Here is a 19,213-nt window from a genome sequence, read left to right as displayed (position 1 = left end):
TGCGCGAAAGTTCGTAGGCAATCGACTGATAGCGGTCACCCTTGGCCTCGATGCCGCGCTCGTTCGATGGACCGAGGGGGGCGCTGAGCATTCCGGCGTCGCTTGAATGTCAACACACTCTAGAAGAAGTCCAGGTTGACGCACAGCCGGTTGCAGCCGGAGTCACGGGCGGCGGCGAGCAGCGAACGGACACGTTCGATCAGCGCCGCCGTTTCCTCGCCAGTGAATTCGCTTACCCCGCCGCTGATCGTCAGCGGCCCCTGCGGGTCGTTGGCATGACTGCTGTCGATCAGTTCGCGCAAACGTTCAAGGCCGATGATCGCGTCGTTGACGCGCACGTTGGGCAGAATCAGCAGGAATTGGTCGCTGCCGAAACGGCCAACCATGTCGAATTCGCGCAGGCTCTTGGCGAGCAGCCGGCCGAGGCCGCTCAGTATGCGCTCCCCGACTGCTGCGCCGTGCGCTGCGCAGAGGCCCTGGAACTGGTCGATGGCAATCAACGCGAGGGCGAACGGCGTCCCGTAGCGCCGCGCTCGGCGCCCCTCGTCGTCGAGCAGGAGCGAGATATAGCGCTCGGTGAAGACGCCGGTCAGCGGGTCGTGCGTCGGCAGCTGCCGGGTTTCGCTGGCCAGCCAGTTGTGCCGGCTGAGATCAGCCAGCGTCAGCAGAACCTGCCGCAGGCTGCCGTCGGCGGCGAAGACCGGGAAGGCGCTCGCGGTACACCAGGTCGGTGGCCCGGCGGCGGGTCTGGAGCCCCCGCTGCGGATTCCGATGGCCCGCTGACGAATCGCCTGCCCGGTCTGCAGCACCTGCATTTCGAGGCGGTCGGCGGCGGCCAGAGGCTGACCGTTCTCGTCTTCCCAGCTGGCCGGCGTGTCGCCGAGCAGTGCGGCGGCCTGCGTATTGCGCCGCTGCAAGGAGCCGTCGGTGGCAAAGACCAGCAAGCCGATGCTGAGGCTATCGAGCAGCTCGGCATAACGCCCGATTTCATCGTCGTCGGCACAGAGATTGACGAGTGGCAGATGGTCTGGACTATCGGTCATCGACGGACGGCGTACTTGCAGGACGATCCTTGCATCCTACGCCAGAATTTCTCCAGGCGCCGCGATATCGCGCGGCGCCTGGCCACTCCTCAAAGCCCCGTCAGGCGGCGGCCAGAGCCTGCTCGAGATCGGCGATCAGGTCGTCGATATGCTCGATGCCGATCGACAGGCGAATCATTTCCTCGGAGACGCCGGCCTTGGCCAGTTCCGCCGCGCCCAGCTGGCGGTGCGTCGTCGATGCCGGGTGGCAGGCCAGCGACTTGCTGTCGCCGATGTTGACCAGCCGGGTGAACAACTGCAGCGCATCCTGGAAGCGGCCGCCCGCTTCCGCGCCGCCGCAGTCGGTGCCCTTGACGCCGAAGGTGAGAATGCCGGAAGCCTTGCCCTGCATGTACTTCTGCACCAGCGCGTGGTCCGGGTGATCGGCCAGCCCGGCATAGTTCACCCAGCTGACCTTGGCGTGTCCCTGCAGGTAGGCGGCGACCTTCTCGGTGTTGGCACAGATGCGGTCCATGCGCAGCGGCAGGGTTTCCAGCCCCTGCAGGATCAGGAAGGCGTTGAACGGCGAGATCGCCGCGCCCATGTTGCGTAGCGGCACCACGCGCGCGCGCCCGATGAAGGCCGCCGGGCCGAGCGCTTCGGTGTAGATCACCCCGTGGTAGGAAACGTCGGGCTCGTTGAGTCGCTTGAAACGTTCCTTGTGCTCTGCCCACTGAAAACGTCCACTATCGACGATCATGCCGCCGATCGAGTTGCCGTGGCCACCGATGTACTTGGTCAGCGAGTGCACGACGATGTCGGCGCCATGCTCGAAAGGACGGCACAGGTAGGGGGACGGGACGGTGTTGTCGACGATCAGCGGGATGCCGTGCCGATGCGCGATTTCGGCGAGTTGCTCGAAGTCGGTGACGTTGCCCAGCGGGTTGCCGACCGATTCGCAATAGAGCGCCTTGGTCTTGCCGTCGATCAGCTTCTCGAAGCTGGCCGGATCGGCATAATCGGCGAAGCGGACCTCGAGCCCGTATTGCGGCAAGGTGTGCGCAAAGAGGTTGTAGGTGCCGCCATAGAGCGTCGACGCCGAGACGATGTTGTCGCCCGCTTCGGCAATCGTCTGGATGGCGTAGGTGATCGCCGCCTGCCCGGAGGCGACGGCGAGCCCGGCAATGCCGCCTTCGAGGGCGGCGACACGTTTTTCCAGCACGTCCTGCGTCGGGTTCATGATCCGCGTGTAGATGTTGCCGGCCACCTTGAGATCGAACAGGTCGGCGCCGTGCTGCGTGCTGTCGAACGAGTACGAGGTAGTCTGGTAGATCGGCACGGCGACCGCCTTGGTCGTCGGTTCGGGGCTGTAGCCGGCGTGGACGGCGAGGGTTTCGAGCTTCATGCGGTTTCTCCCTGAGTGGTTGGCGCGGTGTTTCGACTGGCCAGCATCTTAGCACCAGCGATTGCCGCCGTCGGAGCTGGAGGCGCCCGCTCGCCAGCACGGCGGCCACCGCACACTGTCGGCAAATCTTACAGTGGTCTCTTCGCCAAAAAATGAATAGCCAATAAAGCAGACGCTTGGCTCAGCGGTATGAAAGTTGCTTGAACCGTGCCGGCCACCCATTTCGCGCCGTTGCCACCAAGAAGCGATCGGGATGGCCGTTGGCCACCGGGGTGAACTGCGTGTTCGATCGGGTGGCGGTCAACAGCAAAGGAGGAGGGCGGAGCAGGGTGTCGCGCTGCGCAGGGCGGGAATGATTGCTCTTGCCCTTGGCGCGATGTTCGTCGGTGCCGCCAAAGCGGCATCGACGAACATCGTTTTCTTGCCAATCCTGGCATGGCCGGGGTAGGCAGCGGACGTCACGCGCTCACGCTCAAGTTCAGCGCTGCGGGCGAGCGCGCCGGGCAGCGAACGCGACGGATCTCGCCTGCCTCGTGGCGAACCGGAGCAGCGAGACAAGGTCCCGCTTAGCCTGCTCCGCCGCCGTCGCTTGCTGGCGGCCGCTTGAGCCACTCCGGCAACTCCCTCCCGTCAGCGTGTTCGATGATGTACTCACGAATCAGCCTCCTGACCACCTGAGAAGGCGTCAGATCCTGGCTCGCGCAGATTTCGTCGAAGATCTGCTTCTTTCGGGGGTCGATGAGAATGGTCAGGCGTGCCGTACGATTTTCCATCGAATCACATCAAGTGATAAATAAATTAGAATTACAAGCATACCAGAGGCGAATACAATAGGGTGCTGATTAACACACAGAAACAATGCCAGTCGAGACAGGTGAGCTTGCCCACGTCCGAACACCCCAATCTGCCGCCGGCTTCTTGCGACGATTTCCGTGCCGCATCTTCCGGGAGACCCGCTGCTTCTCCGCGACGTCCGGCCGCAGGGCTTGCGATGCATTGCCTGAAGCCGTCCGACGTCGGTCGCGTGTGATGACTGCCCCCCTGTCTCTTGACCCGGGGCAGTGGCTGCATCTGGACTGGATCCTCGCGGTGATCGCCGCCTGGCTGCTGATCGGACTGGCCGGGGTGTTTGCGCTGCGCCGGCTGGCGCTGGTCGCCAGAGTTCTGTTTCCGGCCGGTGGCGCTTGCGGACTACTGCTGTTCGGCGTTGCGATGAACGCGGCGGTAAGCTCGCCCGAGGTCGCGGTGCTGCCGATCGGGCTGCCAAGTCTGCCCTTCCATCTTCGCCTGGATAGCCTGTCGGCGTTCTTCCTGATGATCATCGGCGGCGTTGCGGCCGGTGTGTCGGCGTTCGCGGCCGGCTACTTCCGCAAGGGAGAAGGCACGCCGCCCGGCTTGTTGGCGCTCGAGTACCACGTCTTCCTGGCGAGCATGGTCCTTGTCGTTCTCGCTGACGACGCCTACGCGTTCATGGTGATGTGGGAGACGATGGCCCTGTCGTCTTTCTTCCTGGTCACCGCCAACCACCGCATCGTCGAGATCCAGCGAGCAGGCTACCTCTACCTGCTGATCGCGCATGTCGGCGCTCTCGGCATCCTGTTGTGCTTCGGTATCCTGCAGGCGGATACCGGCGACTACACGTTTGCCAACATGCGCTCGCAGGAGATCTTGCCCAACCGGGCGTCGATCGCTTTCCTGCTGGCGCTGTTCGGCTTCGGCGCCAAGGCGGGGATCGTCCCGCTGCATGTCTGGCTTCCCGAGGCACATCCGGCGGCGCCGTCGCCTGTCTCCGCGCTGATGAGCGGGGTCATGTTGAAGACCGCCATCTACGGTTTGCTGCGGGTCGTTTTCGATCTGCTGGGTACGCCAGTATGGTGGTGGAGCCTGGTGCTGCTGGCGTTCGGCCTGGCGACCGCGCTGTTCGGTGTCGTCTTCGCCGCGGTGCAGGTCGATATGAAACGCCTGCTGGCCTATTCATCAATCGAGAATATCGGTTTGCTGTTCACCGGCATCGGCCTGGCGGTGTTGTTCTCCACCCAGGGCATGCCGGTGATGGCGGCATTGGCGTTGACCGCGGTGCTCTACCACGTGGCCAGTCATGCTTTCTTCAAGGGGCTGCTCTTTGTTGGCACCGGTGCGGTCCTGCACGCCACTCTCGAACGCAACCTCGGCAAGCTCGGAGGTTTGATCCGTTACATGCCCTGGGTGGCCTGGGCGATGCTGATCGCTGTTCTCGCCAGCGCCGGCTTGCCACCCTTTGGTGGCTTTGTCTCGGAGTGGCTGCTGCTGCAGAGCTTCCTGTTCTCGCCGGACTTGCCGAGTTCATTCCTCAATATGCTGATCCCCGTGGTCGCCGCCCTGATCGCGCTGGTCGCAGCGCTCGCGGGATATACCATGGTCAAGTTCTTCGGGGTCATCTTCCTCGGCCAGCCGCGCGAGGAGAAACTGGCGCAGGCGCATGATGCCGGACGCTGGGAGCGCGTCGGCATGGCGTGGCTGGTCGCCGGCTGTATCGCGCTGGGGATGTTCCCGATTCAGTTCATCTCCCTCATCGATCCGGTGACGCAGCTGCTGGTGGGCGCTGGTCTTGCCGAGACGGTCGGGACGAGCGGCTGGCTGCTCGCCCCGGTGGCGATCGAGCGCGCGAGTTACGGGCCGGCGATTTTCCTGCTCGGCGTCGCGGCAAGCTTTGCGTTCGCCTTTCTGCTGGTGCGCATCTTCTACCACGGCCGCTTGCGGCGCTCGGCACCCTGGGATTGTGGCTTCCCCTGGCAGAACGCGCGCATGCAGGATACCGCCGAAGGTTTCGGACAACCGATCCGGCAGATCTTCGAGCCCTTTTTCCGTTGGGAGCGCGAACTGCCAACGGCTTTCGATGCCGCGCCGCGCTACCGCGTCAGCGTTACCGACCACTTCTGGCACTGGCTCTACCTGCCGGTGACCGCCGCCGTCGAGCGTCTGGCGCGGCTGATCGGTCTCTTGCAGCAGGGGCGGATCGCGGTCTACCTGCTGTACAGCTTCGTCACCCTGATCGCCGTGCTGCTGCTGGTCGAGCTATGACCTGGCTCGGCGTCTTCTCGCAACTGCTGGAGATCGTCCTGGCGCTGTTGTTGGCGCCCTTGCTCGGCGGCTGGGTCAATCAATGGCGCGCCTGGCTGCAGAACAGGTCGGCGCCCAGCTTGCTGCAGCCGTACCGCTTGCTGCATAAACTGTTCAACAAGGAGTCGGTGCTTGCCGAGCATGCGTCGCCGCTGTTCCGCGGCGCACCGTACATCGTCTTCGGCTGCATGGCGCTGGCCTGCGGGATCATCCCGACGCTGTCGACCGAACTACCCTTGTCGCCGGCGGCGGACGCGATCGCCCTGGTTGGGCTGCTGGGCCTGGCGCGGGTCTTCATTTCGCTGGCGGCGATGGATGTGGGCACCTCCTTCGGTACCCTTGGTGCCCGTCGTGAAATGCTGATCGGTTTCCTTGCCGAACCAGCGCTGCTGATGGTGCTGTTCTCGGCTTCGCTGATCTCGCAGTCCACGTCCTTGACCACCATCGTCGAAACGCTGGCCCATCGCGAGCTGGCGATCTATCCGAGTCTGGCTTTCGCTGGCGTCGCTTTCACCATGGTGTCGCTGGCCGAAAACGCCCGCGTGCCGGTGGACAACCCGGCGACGCATCTCGAACTGACGATGATCCACGAGGCCTTGATCCTGGAGTATTCGGGCCGTCATCTGGCGCTGCTCGAATGGGCTGCCAGCCTGAAGCTCTTCGCCTACTCGTGCATCGGGCTGGCGTTGTTCTTCCCATGGGGCGTCGCCGAGGCGCAGGCGCCGCTGGCGCTGCTGCTGGCGATGCCGGCGCTGGTCCTCAAGCTGGCCATCGGTGGCGCTCTGCTGGCGCTGCTCGAAACGCTCAGCGCCAAGATGCGCATCTTTCGCGTCCCTGAATTTCTCGCCACCGCGTTCATGCTGGCGGTGATCGGCATGCTCGTCCACATCCTCGTGCGGCCGTGAGATGAGCGAGTTCGTCGCCCAACTGATCAATCTGCTGGCGTCAACGCTGCTCATTCTGGCCTTCGCGATGATCTCCCAACGGCGGATTCTGTCGCTGATTCACCTGTTCACCGCGCAGGGCGCGACGCTGGTTGCGGCGACTCTGGTGGTCGGCTACGCGACCGATCAGCCGCACCTCTACCTGTCGGCGGGCATCACTCTGCTGCTCAAGGTCATCGTGATCCCCTTGCTGCTGTACCGCGTCATCAACCGCCTCAACGTGCGCTGGGATATCGAAACGCTGATCAACATTCCGACGACGATGATCATCGGCATCGCGCTCGTCATCTTCGCCTTCGATCTGGCGCTGCCGATCTCCAGACTGTCGGCCAGTATCGCCCGCGGCACGCTCGGCATAGCGCTTGCCTGCGTGCTGCTCTCGTTCCTGATGATGATTACCCGTGCCAAGGCCGTGCCGCAGGTGATCGGCTTCCTGTCGATGGAGAATGGCCTGTTCTTCGCCGCCACTTCGGCCACCTACGGCATGCCGATGGTCGTCGAACTCGGCATCGCTCTCGACGTGCTGGTCGGCATTCTGATTCTCGGCGTCTTCATGTTCCAGATTCGCGAGCAGTTCGACAGCCTCGACATCAGCCACCTCGAAAAGCTCAAGGAGGACTGACCTGGAAACGCTGTTCTACGTCCTCGGCATCCCCCTGCTTGGCAGCCTGGTGCTGGCGTTTACCGGGCAGCGCGATGGCGCGCGCGAGATCAACGTCGCCTTCAGCCTCGCGACTTTCATCGCCACCTGCATGCTGACCGTGGAGGTTATCTCGGGTGGGCCGCTGTTCGTCTGGAGGCACGAGTTCTTCATTGACCCGCTGAACGTCTTTCTGGTCACCCTGACCAGCTTTGTTGGCCTGACCACGGCCATCTTCTCGCGCCCTTACATGCGCATCGAGCATGATCACGGCAAGATGACGCCGCGGCGGCAGCGCCTCTACCACAGCATGTACCAGTTGTTCAGTTTCACGATGCTGCTGGCGCTGACCACCAACAACATGGGCATCCTGTGGGTGGCGATGGAGGCAGCGACGCTGACCACCGTGCTGCTGGTCAGCGTGTACCGCACCGCAGCGAGTCTCGAAGCGGCGTGGAAATACTTCATCCTCTGCGGCGTCGGCATCGCCCAGGCTCTATTCGGTACGGTACTGCTGTACATGGCCGCGGAAAAGGTGATCGGCACCGAGGCTGGAGCATTGTTGTGGACCAATCTCGACGCGGTCAAGACCCAGCTCGATCCATCCATCATTACCCTGGCTTTCGCCTTCCTGTTCATCGGCTACGGCACCAAGGTCGGCCTGGTGCCGATGCACAACTGGCTGCCGGATGCGCACGCCGAGGGACCAACGCCGGTTTCGGCCGTCCTCTCGGGCCTGCTGTTGAACGTCGCGGTCTATGCCCTGCTGCGCTGCAAGGTGCTCACCGACGGGGCGCTGGGCAACCAGCTCGCCGGCGAGCTGATGATGGGCTTCGGTCTGCTGTCGGTGGTCGTGGCGGCGTTCTTTCTGTCTCGGCAGAAGGACGTCAAGCGCATGTTTGCCTATTCGTCGATCGAGCACATGGGGCTGATCACCTTCGCCTTCGGGATGGGCGGCGCGATCGCCAACTATGCCGGCCTGCTGCACATGACGGTGCATTCGCTGATCAAGTCGGCCATCTTCTTTGCCGTCGGGCATGCCACGCAGAAGGCCGGAACACAGAACATGGCCGACATCCGCGGTCTGATCAAGGTCAGTCCGCGGCTCGCCTGGGGGATGATGCTCGGCTCGCTGGCCATTCTCGGGATGCCACCTTTCGGCGTCTTCGCCAGCGAATTCCTGATTCTTACGACAGCCATGCGCGACCACGCGTGGGCCACGCCATTCCTGCTGCTGGCGCTCGGCGTGGCGTTCGCCGCCGTCTTCAGCCGGGTCCAGCCGATGGTTTTCGGCGAAACCTCGCTCAGGAAGACCCTGGGCCACACGCCGGCGCTGCTGCCGGTGTTCGCGCACCTTGGCCTGGGCCTGATGCTGGGCTTGTATATCCCGCCGTACCTGAACGACTGGTATCGTCAGGCAGCGGCGATGATCGGGGGATGAGGCGATGCGGATTTCCGGGTTCAGCCTCGATTGCGAACGCCTGCCGGCACCGCTGCCGATCTGGCGTGCAACGGTGCGCGCCGAGACCTGGCTGGTGGTCGCCCGGACGGTGGCCGAGACTGGCGGGCGGCTGCTTGCCCTGTGGGCGTCCGATCGCACGCAGGGCGCGTCGGGTGGTCTCGCGATCTCGGCGGCCTATGTCGTTCGTGACGGCCTGCTGTGGCTCGATTTGCCACTTGCCGGGCGGGCTGCGACCTATCCCGACCTGATGCCGTTTTTCCCCTGCGCCGGCCGCATGCAGCGGGCGGCGGCCGATCTGGTCGGCGTCGCGGCCGAGGGCGCAAGCGATCGACGGCCGTGGCTGAACCACGGCGCCTGGCCTGACGATTACCTGCCGCTGCGCCGGGATGGAGCGCCGAGATCTGCCGCCGCGCCGCGCGAGGTCACCGACTATCCCTTCGTTCGCGTCGATGGCGATGGGGTACACGAGATCCCGGTCGGGCCGGTGCATGCGGGGATCATCGAACCGGGACACTTTCGCTTTTCGGTCGTCGGCGAGAAGGTGCAGCGTCTTGAACAACGCCTGGGCTACACCCACAAGGGAATCGAAAAGCGTTTTACCGAGTTGCCGCCGTTCCAGGCGCATCGGCTGGCCGGCCGGATTTCGGGTGATTCGACGGTGGCTTACGCGTGGGCTTACTGCATGGCGCTGGAGTCGCTGGCGGGCTGCCGGATTGGCGAGCGCGCCACGTGGCTGCGCGCGCTGCTGCTCGAACGCGAGCGGGTGGCCAACCACCTCGGCGACCTCGGCGCGCTCGGCAACGATGCGGCATTCGCCTTCGGGCTGGCCCAGTTCTCCACGCTCAGGGAAGACTGGCTTCGCCTTTCGCACCACGCTTTCGGTCACCGCCTGATGATGGACCTTGTCGTTCCGGGTGGCGTGGCGACGGATGTCGACCAGGCGATGGCCGCGCGGCTATCCGGCCAGTGCGAGCTGATCGAGCGCCAAGTGCAGGAGCTGCAGCAGGTGTACGACGAGCATCCCGGCCTGCAGGACCGCTTTCTCACCACCGGTCGGGTATCGCCGGACCTCGCCGCTCGACTAGGGCTAACCGGCCTCGCGGGTCGCGCCAGCGGCCAAGCCGCCGACCTGCGCTGCGACCGGCCCTGGGCTCCCTATGACCAGCTGGACGTAAGACTCGCGACGCGGGGAGACGGCGATGTCGCCGCCCGCGTCAGCGTGCGTTTTGACGAGCTGCGCGAATCACTGCGGCTGATTCGCGTGCTCCTTTCCCGGCTCCCCGACGGCCGGACGCGCAGCGAACTGCGGCTGCCGACCAAGGTCGCCCTTGGCGCTGGCTGGGTCGAAGGCTGGCGCGGCGAGATCTTCGTCGCCCTCGAATGGGACGGCGAGCAAGGCGCCAACTGCATCCGCCGCTGTCACTGCCACGATCCGTCGTGGCAGAACTGGCCGGTCCTCGAACACGCGATCATGGGGAACATCGTTCCCGATTTCCCGCTGATCAACAAATCCTTCAACCTCAGCTATTCGGGACACGACCTCTGATGTGGCGCATTCTCAAACAGATCGCGAAAAACGGCATCCGCAGCGAAGCGCCACCCGAGTTCAGTGATGAGCTGCGCGTCGAAGCTGAGCGCATTCAGCACGAACTCCTTGACATTCTTGGCCAGGCGTTGAGCATCCGCCAGGTCGATGCCGGTTCGTGCAACGGCTGCGAACTGGAAATCAACGCCCTCAACAACCCCTGCTACAACATTGAAGGCCTGGGCATCCGGTTCGTCGCCAGCCCACGCCACGCCGACATGCTGCTGGTCACCGGGCCCGTTTCACGACACATGGCGCTGGCCCTGCGCCGCACCTACGATGCCACTCCGGATCCCAAGCTGGTGGTTGCGGTCGGCGATTGTGGTTGTGACGGCGGCATCTTCGGCGAGAGCTACGCGAGCTGCGGGCGTGTCGCCAATGTCATCCCGGTCGATCTCGCGGTGCCCGGCTGCCCGCCGCCTCCGTTCGAGATTCTGCGCGGGATCCTGACGGCCGTGCGACGCTGCCGCGCGCCTTCGTCGAAGAGCCGCATTGCTGACTGAGGCGGGTCCTCAGGACGGCGATCCGTCGCCCCACAATCGGTTGTTCCCAGCACGTGGCATGGAGGGGCTGGAAGCTGACGGTTTGACGCGGTCCCCGGCAAGCGGTGGCGAATCGTCTGCCATCACGAAGGCCGGCACTTGTCCGTCTCCTGCGTCAACGGCCAGAATGGCTGTAGCCCGTTCCCCCGCCCCGCAACACGCCGATCAGCAACGGTTGGTGGGAGCGCCGAGCGCTCGTGCTGGAACGACAGCGGCAAACCGCTCTGCGTGCGGTACCGCCCGGGATCAAGTCAGCGCCATGCCGTCGCCCGCGCACGCCTGGTTCAAGCTATTCCGGTGCTCGACCGGCAGTGTTGCCAGGGTCGAAACGTCTTCCAGCTGCCAGCTGCCAGGCCCGCCATTCCGTGGGACTGACCTTTGCCCAGTTCCTGAACGCCCGCGAGAAAGCATTGGGGTCGTCATATTTCAGGGCCGCGGCGATCGCCGACACGCCAAGGCGCGTGTTATCGAGAAGCTGCTTGGCAAGCTCGAAGCGCGCCTGGCTGACCAGCCGCCGCAGATTTTGTCCATCGGCGTCCAGGCGCCGCCGCAGGGTCCGCTCGTGGACCGCGAACAGCCTGGCGACCGCCTCGCTGGACGTCATGCCGGTCAGCACCATTTGCGGCAGAACACGTTCCACTTGCTCAGCGAAGCCCGTCGGAGCATTGGCCTCAGCCTTGCGAATCGCCTCGGCGACGATTCCGTGGAGCGTCTCGTCGGCATCGTCTACCGCCCTTTCGAGCCAGGAAGAAGCGAATACCAGCCCCGAAACCTCCGCATCGAAGCTGACGTTTGCGCGGAACACCTGTTGATACGCTGCGCTGCTTTCCGGTGGACCGTGCGAAAACTGTACGCGCAGTGCTTTCCAGGCGGGCCCGCATAGCTCAGCCAGGATGGTGTAGCCAATAGCGACCGCCGCATCCTGGATCTGGGCGAGCGCCGACGTGCCGTGGCAGTAGACCGAATACCCGAGCATGACGCACGACCGGTCGGGAGCGAGCAGCACCGGCGCCGCACCGCGGTCGTGCAGGTGGAGATGCCGCAGCAGGCTGCGAACGGCCTCGCCGACGGTGGCAGAATTGCGCATCAGGCAGCCGAGCGGGCCGAGGTTGTTCAGACCGAAGCGCTGGCCGACCAGCAGTCCGAAATGTTCGCGGCCGGTGAGCGCGACGCAGGTTTCCAACAGCGATCCGAGATCGTCGACCCGGATACGGCGGTCGGGATCGTCGAATAGCCGCAGGTCGACGCCGGCTCGCGCAAACGCCCGCTGCGGGCTGGCGCCCAAGTCGCTGAGGACGGCCGGAATCGCCATCACTGGCCCGATCCGGACTTCGCCGGGCGCGCTCATCGTCGGCGAAGGTGGCTGCCGCGAGGCGGGCAGGGGTTTCATCGGCGCGTTCTTGTTTTCCGAGGGCATCCGCTGGTCGAGGCCTTGGCCACCTTGGTTGAAGCAGCAATTCTGATCAAAATGTCCGGAATTGCAAGGCCCGCCGAGGGCCAGCCTTGTTATAGTCCCGACTGTCCCGACACGCAGGAGGAAACCATGCACCAGATTCGCGGCATCACCAATGCACTATGCCTTTTCTTGGCTGTCGTGTCGCTGGCCGGCCCGGCGTCGGCGCAGCAGGTCACCGGCGCTCTGGGTTCGGCCAGCGCCACTACCAGCATCAGCGGCAAGCAGTTGCCGTCGCCCGATCCGAAGTTCGGCGGCGTGATCAAGGACGACGCCTTGCAGTCGAAACCCTGGTGGGCGCCGCGTATCGTGCCGCCGAAAGGCGCCCCCAACGTCCTGCTGATCATCACCGACGACGCCGGCTTCGGCGTTCCCAGCACTTTCGGCGGCGTCATTCCGACGCCGACCATGGACCGCATCGCCAACGAAGGGCTGCGCTACAACCGGGTCTTCTCGACCGCGCTGTGCTCGCCGACCCGCGCTGCGCTGATCACCGGCCGCAACCACCACTCGGCGGGCTTCGGCGTGATCTCCGAGCAGTCGACCGGTTTCCCCGGCTACAACAGCATCATCGGCAAGGACAAGGCGACGATCGGCCGCATCCTGCTCGACAACGGCTACTCCACGTCATGGTTCGGCAAGGACCACAATACGCCGGCATTTGCCGCCAGCCAGGTCGGGCCCTTCGATCAGTGGCCTACCGGCATGGGCTTCGAGTACTTCTACGGTTTCGTCGGCGGCGACGCCAACCAGTGGCAGCCGAACCTGTTCCGCAACACGACGCAGATCTATCCGTTCGAAGGCAAGCCGGGCTGGAACCTGATTACCGGCATGGCCGACGAGGCCATCGACTGGATGACGCGGATTCACCAGACCGACCCCTCCAAGCCGATCTTCATCAAGTACGCACCGGGTGCCACGCACGCGCCACACCACCCGACCAAGGAGTGGGTGGACAAGATCAGGGCGATGCACCTTTTCGACGACGGCTACGAGAAGCTGCGCCAGCGCATCTTCGAGAACCAGAAGAAGCTCGGCGTGATCGCCGGGGATTCGAAGCTGACCCCCTGGCCCAGCGAGGTCCTGAAGCCGTGGGATGAACTCAGCGCCGAGGAGAAGAAGCTGTTCATCCGCCAGGTCGAGATTTTCGCCGCCTATGCGGCCTACAACGACTACGAGATCGGTCGGGTGATCCAGTCCTTCGAGGACCTGGGCAAGCTCGACAACACGCTGATCATCTACATCAACGGCGACAACGGCACCAGCGCCGAGGGCGGTCCGCTGGGCACGCCCAACGAGGTGGCGTTCTTCAACGGCCTGAGCGAGCTCCCGGTCGACGTGCAGATGAAGTGGTACGACGTCTGGGGCACCGAGCAGACCTACAACCACATGTCGGCCGGCTGGTCGTGGGCCTTCGACACGCCGTTCGACTGGTTCAAGCAGAACGCCTCGCGGCTCGGCGGCATCAACCAGAACATGGTGGTGTCGTGGCCGGCGCGGATCAAGGACAAGGGGGCACTGCGCGAACAGTTCATCCACGTCATCGACGTCGTGCCGACGATCCTCGAGGCTTCGGGCATCCGTCCGCCGGAGGTGGTCGACGGCATCAAGCAGGCGCCGATCGAGGGCACCAGCTTCCTCTACACCTTCGATGCGAAGAACGCCAAGGTCCCATCACACCACAAGACGCAGTACTTCGAGATGATGGGCCAGTGGGCGCTGTACGACGACGGCTGGCTGCTCAGCACCAAGGTCAACCGTGCGCCCTGGCAGGCCTTCGGAGCGGCCAACCCGGATCCGCTGAACAATCAGGTCTTCCAGCTTTATGACCTCTCCAGGGACTTCAGCCAGGCCGACGACATCGCCGCGAAACACCCGCAGAAAGTGAAGGAAATGCGCGCGAAGTTCCTTGCCGAAGCCAAGAAGTACCAGGTCCTGCCGCTGGATGCGTCGGTCGCCGCGCGCATCGTCGCGCCGCGTCCGAACATCACCGCCGGGCGCACCGAGTTCGTCTACACCCGGCCGATGGTGGGCCTGCCGCAAGGCGATTCGCCGTTCCTGCTCAACTCGTCCTACACCATCACCGCCGACATCGACGTACCGCAGGGTGGCGCCGAAGGGATGATCCTGACCTCGGGCGGACGCTTTGCGGGTTACGGCTTCTATCTGCTCAAGGGCAAGCCGGTGTTCCTGTGGAACCTGGTCGACCTGAAGCGGATCAAGTGGGAGGGTCCCGAGGCTCTCACTCCCGGCAAGCACACGCTTGAGTTCGACTTCAAGTACGACGGCCTGGGCGTCGGCACGCTCGCCTTCAACAACATGAGCGGCCTCGGCCGGCCCGGCACGGGCACGCTGAAGGTCGACGGCAAGGCGGTGCAGACGATCACGATGGACCATACGCTGCCGATGATCCTGCAGTGGGACGAGAGCTTCGACATCGGCTCCGACACGCTGACCGGCGTGAACGACGCCGACTACAAGCCGCCGTTCCCGTTGACCGCCAAGCTCGACAAGCTGACGGTCAAGGTCGACCGGCCGCAGTTGTCACCCGAGGACATCAAGAAGCTCCAGGCGGCAATGATCGAGAAGGCGAAGAGCGACTAAGGTGGCGGTCGCCGGCCAGGGGCGCAGACCGTCCAAGTGCAGCACGCCGGTCTGCGCTCTTCTCGTTCTGCCGAGGAACGAGGGCTGGGAGCGGCTGGTTCGGGGGCGGGGCGAGCCGAGATGAATGGCCCGCGCGAGAAGGACGCTCGCCGGCTGATGGCACGGAATCCCTGCCGACTTCGCGGTAAACCGTGAGCCGTGGGTTCCATTTCCTGATGAAGGGGACAGAAATGAATGTGAGCAAACCCGAATACACCCGGGTCGCCCTTGCGCTGGCAGCCGCGCTGGCATTCGCGCCGGCGTTCGCGCAACAGCGGAACCCCGAGCGGAACGCCTACTTCGGCGAGACGCACCTGCACACCAGCTGGTCGGTCGACGCCTGGGTGATGGGCAACCGCATCACCGGCCCGGCCGATGCCTACAAGTACGCGAAGGGCGAGACCATCAAACACCCGCTGGGCTTCGACATCAAGATCGACACGCCGCTCGACTTCATGGGCGTGACCGATCACTCGGAGTATGTCGGCGTCACCAGGCAGGCCAACACCCCGGGATCCTACGTGAGCACTTTGCCTGCCGCGCAGCCGATGATCATGAAGGATCCGAACAGTTCGGCCGAGCAGAACGCGGTCTTCTCGTATCTGCTCAAGCTGGCCGGAAGCGCGCCGGTGAAGTCGCTCATGTCGCCGAAGGTCACTTCCACCGTGTGGAAGGAAAACGTCAAGATTGCCGACGAAGCCAATCAACCCGGCAAGTTCACTGCGTTCTGCGCGTACGAGTGGACCTCCATGCCGGACCAGCGCAACCTGCATCGCAACGTCTTCTTCCGTGACTGCGGCAAGGTGCCGGACTATCCCTTCAGCGCGCTCGACTCGAAGCTCCCCACGGAGCTGTGGAAATGGATGGACGCGCAGCGGAAGGCCGGCAACGAGCTGCTCGCGATCTCGCACAACGCCAACGTGAGCGACGGCTGGATGTACCCGGTCGACATCGACAATACCACCGGGCGGCCGATCGACGCCGCCTGGGCGGCGGCGCGCGACCGCAACGAGCGCCTGATCGAGATCAAGCAGGGCAAGGGCCAGTCGGAGACGCATCCCCTGCTGTCGCCCAATGACGATTTCGCGAGCTACGAGATGTACCAGACCATCCTCGGCCTGCCGGACGACGTCGGCCGCATCGACCGCATCACGGGCAGCTACGCGCGCCAGGCGTTGAAGGACGGCCTGGCGATGCAGGACCAGCGCGGCTACAACCCGTACAGGTTCGGCATGGCCGGCGGCTCCGACTCGCACAACAGCGCCAGCTCCTACCGCCAGGACAACTTCTTCGGCCTGCACGCCGACGCGGACGGGACGGTCGAGCGGCGCTTTGCCGGCGTGCTGATCGGCGGCACCATGGACGTGCGCCTGGAAAACCCCGGCGGGCTGACCGGCGTGTGGGCCGAGGAGAACGCCCGCGCTTCGCTGTGGGACGCGATGCACCGCAAGGAGACCTTCGGCGTCAGCGGTCCGCGCATCAAGGTGCGCTTCTTCGGCGGCTGGGACTACGGCAATGACATCGTCAACGCCGGCGACTGGGTGAAGCAGTCCTACGCGGGCGGCGTGCCGATGGGCGCGGACCTGCCGCCGCTACCCGCGGGCGGCAAGGGCACGGCCCCGAAGTTCGTCGTCTGGGCAGTGAAGGATCCGACGTCCGGCAATCTCGACCGGATCCAGATCGTCAAGGGCTGGACGCAGAACGGCCAGAGCTTCGAGAAGGTCTATGACGTCGCGTGGTCCGGCGACCGCAAGCCCGACAAGTGGTCCGGCCGCGTGCCGGCCATCCAGAGCACGGTGGACCTCGAAAAGGCTACCTACGCCAACAGCGTCGGCTCGACCGAACTGAAGACGGTGTGGACCGATCCCGAGTTCGACGCCAGCCAGCATGCCTTCTACTATGCGCGCGTGCTGGAGATCCCCACGCCGCGCTGGACCCTCATCCAGGCCGTCAAGGCGGGGCTGCCGCCGCCCGACATCGTGCCGCTGACGGGCCAGGAGCGCGCCTGGAGCTCGCCGATCTGGTATGCGCCGTCGGCCGCGGCGCGCAAGAACGCTCCGGCAGGCATGACCGTCAGCGAGCTGAAGAAAAAAGGGGGCAACGCGCTGAATGATGCGCAGCTCAAGGCGCTGATCGTCGGCAAGGCCTTCTGGCTGCGCAACAACGTGACCGGAGACCAGTTCTTCCAGAGCTTCACGACCGAGGGTCAGACGATCGTCCTCCGCGTCGGCACGAACGCGACCATGCCGAGCGCCTTTGGCAACGTCGTGCGCGACGGCTACAGGGGGACGACCTCCGCCTACCGGATCGAGGGGGGCAAGGTTGTCATCCCGGTGTCGCAGGCGCCGTACTCGTTCACCTTCTACAGGGAAGGCGCCGCCTACTACGCCGCGCGCAGCAACGAGTTCGGCTACGCCAACTACGAGATCATTCCGGCACCGCAGGTCGCCGCGAACCCGCTGACTGCGCTCTCCAGCCAGTTCTCGATCGAACTGGGGCTGACGGAAGGGCAGAAGAAGCAGATCGTCCCAGTGCTGAAGCAGGAGTTGCAGCAGTTGGGCGAACTGAAGAAGAACGCCTCTCTCAGCGGCCTGAAGAAGGTGGAGGCGGTGCGCAGGCTCGGCGTCTCCTTCGACGAGAAGATCTCGCCGCTGCTCAATCCCGAGCAACAGCAGAAATTCCAGACCATGCGCGAGCAGATGCGGCGACGGATCATCGAGGAGGCAACCGAAACGGCGCTGCAAAAAGTTAAATCGCAAGCGTCGGCAATGTTCTCCGACGTGCACAAGTAGCGATGACGATACTGGACAGTGAGTCGGGGCGGATCCTGCCCGCGTGCGGTGCGACGGTGGGGCAGCGTCGATGACGGCAGTGTTCAAGCGGGCTGCGGCAGCGGAAGCGGCCACCGGGGTCATCCGCGTGGCTTCTCCGCCAATCGTGGTCAGTCCGCTCTGCGGTGTGGCCGTCGCGGGATTCGCCGAAGTGGTCAGCCGATTTGGCGGTATCGCGCTGACCCGGATGCTGGTCTGCGGGACGATGGCGGCGCGCTGGGGCAGCGGGCGAACGAAGTGTCTGTAGCCGACGAGGCGCAACCGCGGCGTGTCGCGGCCGGCGTCGTCGTGCGCTGGCTGCGCGAGCCACTGCTGCAGTTCCTGCTGCTCGGAGCGGTTCTGTTCGGCGTCTTCAGCCTGACGCAGTCCGAACGCCTGGCGACCGCGCCGTCAAAGGAGATCCGGCTGTCGCTCGACGAGATCACCCATCTCGCGCAGCTCTACCAGTCGCAGTGGCGCCGCCCGCCGACGCCGCAGGAACTCGAGCGCATGGTCGAGAACAAGGTCCAGCAGGAAATTCTCTACCGCGAGGCGCTCGCGATGGGCCTCGACAAGGACGACGAGATCGTCAAGCGCCGCATGGCGCAGAAGATGCAGTTCCTGGCCGAGGACGTGGCTGCCGCGCGCGAGCCGACGACGGCCGATCTCAGGAGCTGGTTCGACCAGCACAGCGCCAGATTCGCGCAGCCGCCCCGGCTGAGCTTCCGGCATTTGTACTTCTCGCCCGACCGCCGGGGCGCCCATGCTCGGGCCGATGCCGCGCACGCGCTGGCAAAGCTGGCCGGCCAGCCGGTCGACGCCAAGATCGCCAACTCGCTCGCCGACCCGTTCATGTTCCAGGACTACTACCGTGATCGCGCGCCCGACTATCTCGGCAAGGAATTCGGACCGATCTTCGCGCTGGCGGTGGCCAAGCTTCCGCCCGGCGCGTGGCAGGGGCCCGTCGAGTCCGGCTTCGGCTGGCATCTGGTGTTCGTAGACACCGTGGTTGCCGGGCGCATACCGCCATTCGAGGAGGTCGAGTCCGACGTCAGGACCGCGTGGTTCGGCGAGCAGAAGGCGCTTGCCTGGGAGAAGGCGTACAAGGGGATGCGCGCAAACTACACGGTGCTGCTGCCCGCGCCATCGGGCGAAGCGGCGAAGTGATGGGTGTGGTCGGCCTCGCCAGATACGTCGTCGCGGCACTTCTGGTCCTGCTCGCCGGACTGCCTGCGGCACAGGCGCATGAGTCGCGGCCGGCGTACCTGGAGATCAGGGAGACGGCCCCCGGCCACTACGCGTTGCTGTTCCGCACGCCGGTGCTGGCGGGCAGGCGCTTGCCCCTGGTGCTTGGCCTGCCCGAAGGGGTGAAGGACCTCAAGGCACCCGTGATCCAGGAGCTTACCGACTCCCTCGTCGAGCGCCGCTGGATCGACGCCGGACCGAATGGGCTCGCTGGCGAACGGGTCGAGATCAAGGGCCTGCAATTTCAGATTTCCTGATCTCGGAGGAAACCCGGTTGGCACTTTAGACGAGGGCGAAGGTCATTCTTGCCCCGGTTTCCGGATGCGGGAAATCTTGCAGGGTGAGTTCCTCGAGGAGCGCGGC

15 protein-coding genes are annotated in these 19,213 nt (G+C 64.8%); 11 read left to right on the top strand and 4 right to left on the bottom strand.

The features are described 5' to 3' along the window. Positions 1 to 119: 119 nt before the first annotated feature. From Q1L50_RS03090 to Q1L50_RS03080, 3 genes are all read right to left on the bottom strand, one after another. Positions 120 to 1,043 (bottom strand): diguanylate cyclase, encoded by a 924-nt coding sequence (locus Q1L50_RS03090; RefSeq protein ID WP_300335823.1) that lies wholly within the window; start codon positions 1,041 to 1,043, stop codon positions 120 to 122. A gap of 100 nt (positions 1,044 to 1,143) precedes the next feature. Beyond that, on the bottom strand, positions 1,144 to 2,427 hold the full coding sequence (locus Q1L50_RS03085) for an aminotransferase class I/II-fold pyridoxal phosphate-dependent enzyme (protein WP_300335822.1): 1,284 nt from the start codon (positions 2,425 to 2,427) through the stop codon (positions 1,144 to 1,146). A gap of 566 nt (positions 2,428 to 2,993) precedes the next feature. Next, positions 2,994 to 3,200, bottom strand: a complete 207-nt coding sequence (locus Q1L50_RS03080) for a CopG family transcriptional regulator (protein ID WP_300335821.1) — start codon at positions 3,198 to 3,200, stop codon at positions 2,994 to 2,996. 256 nt (positions 3,201 to 3,456) lie between these two features. Between Q1L50_RS03080 and hyfB the strand changes: the two genes are divergently transcribed. The 6 genes from hyfB to Q1L50_RS03050 are packed head-to-tail and all read left to right on the top strand — an operon-like array spanning position 3,457 to position 10,660. Continuing rightward, positions 3,457 to 5,487 (top strand): hydrogenase 4 subunit B, encoded by a 2,031-nt coding sequence (hyfB, locus tag Q1L50_RS03075; protein WP_300335820.1) that lies wholly within the window; start codon positions 3,457 to 3,459, stop codon positions 5,485 to 5,487. Beyond that, positions 5,484 to 6,431 carry an NADH-quinone oxidoreductase subunit H gene (locus Q1L50_RS03070; RefSeq protein ID WP_300335818.1) on the top strand — a complete coding sequence of 316 codons (948 nt, stop codon included), beginning with the start codon at positions 5,484 to 5,486 and terminating at the stop codon, positions 6,429 to 6,431. Before hyfB ends, Q1L50_RS03070 begins: the two co-directional genes overlap by 4 nt. A 1-nt stretch (position 6,432) precedes the next feature. After that, entirely contained in the window at positions 6,433 to 7,092 is a 660-nt protein-coding gene (locus Q1L50_RS03065; RefSeq protein ID WP_300335816.1) for a formate hydrogenlyase, read from the top strand. Between the two features lies 1 nt (position 7,093). After that, positions 7,094 to 8,551: a hydrogenase 4 subunit F gene (locus Q1L50_RS03060; RefSeq protein ID WP_300335827.1), complete on the top strand. Its 1,458-nt coding sequence runs from the start codon at positions 7,094 to 7,096 to the stop codon at positions 8,549 to 8,551. A 4-nt stretch (positions 8,552 to 8,555) separates the two neighbouring features. After that, on the top strand, positions 8,556 to 10,118 hold the full coding sequence (locus tag Q1L50_RS03055; RefSeq protein ID WP_300335814.1) for an NADH-quinone oxidoreductase subunit C: 1,563 nt from the start codon (positions 8,556 to 8,558) through the stop codon (positions 10,116 to 10,118). Next, positions 10,118 to 10,660, top strand: a complete 543-nt coding sequence (locus tag Q1L50_RS03050) for a formate hydrogenlyase (RefSeq protein WP_300335812.1) — start codon at positions 10,118 to 10,120, stop codon at positions 10,658 to 10,660. Before Q1L50_RS03055 ends, Q1L50_RS03050 begins: the two co-directional genes overlap by 1 nt. Before the next feature lie 328 nt (positions 10,661 to 10,988). Here Q1L50_RS03050 and Q1L50_RS03045 read toward each other — a convergent pair whose 3' ends face one another. Further along, entirely contained in the window at positions 10,989 to 12,089 is a 1,101-nt protein-coding gene (locus Q1L50_RS03045) for an AraC family transcriptional regulator (RefSeq protein WP_300335810.1), read from the bottom strand. 153 nt (positions 12,090 to 12,242) lie between these two features. Between Q1L50_RS03045 and Q1L50_RS03040 the strand changes: the two genes are divergently transcribed. The 5 genes from Q1L50_RS03040 to Q1L50_RS03020 all read left to right on the top strand — a co-directional run bounded on the left by Q1L50_RS03040 (position 12,243) and on the right by Q1L50_RS03020 (position 19,107). Further along, positions 12,243 to 14,756 carry an arylsulfatase gene (locus tag Q1L50_RS03040; protein ID WP_300335809.1) on the top strand — a complete coding sequence of 838 codons (2,514 nt, stop codon included), beginning with the start codon at positions 12,243 to 12,245 and terminating at the stop codon, positions 14,754 to 14,756. 236 nt (positions 14,757 to 14,992) lie between these two features. Beyond that, positions 14,993 to 17,587: a DUF3604 domain-containing protein gene (locus Q1L50_RS03035; RefSeq protein WP_366145206.1), complete on the top strand. Its 2,595-nt coding sequence runs from the start codon at positions 14,993 to 14,995 to the stop codon at positions 17,585 to 17,587. Between the two features lie 70 nt (positions 17,588 to 17,657). Then, entirely contained in the window at positions 17,658 to 17,873 is a 216-nt protein-coding gene (locus Q1L50_RS03030; protein ID WP_300335807.1) for a hypothetical protein, read from the top strand. Next, a complete protein-coding gene (locus Q1L50_RS03025) occupies positions 17,864 to 18,772 on the top strand; it encodes a peptidylprolyl isomerase (protein WP_300335806.1) in 909 nt (302 codons plus the stop codon). The genes Q1L50_RS03030 and Q1L50_RS03025 overlap by 10 nt, the downstream gene beginning before the upstream one ends. Continuing rightward, entirely contained in the window at positions 18,772 to 19,107 is a 336-nt protein-coding gene (locus Q1L50_RS03020) for a hypothetical protein (RefSeq protein ID WP_300335805.1), read from the top strand. The genes Q1L50_RS03025 and Q1L50_RS03020 overlap by 1 nt, the downstream gene beginning before the upstream one ends. The last annotated feature ends 106 nt before the right edge of the window (positions 19,108 to 19,213 follow it).

It is taken from the genome of Accumulibacter sp. (assembly GCF_029255145.1).
In the GTDB taxonomy this organism is placed as follows: Bacteria; Pseudomonadota; Gammaproteobacteria; order Burkholderiales; family Rhodocyclaceae; genus Accumulibacter.
Note: the sequence above shows the minus strand (reverse complement) of the source record. Positions and strands in the feature narration are given on the sequence as shown.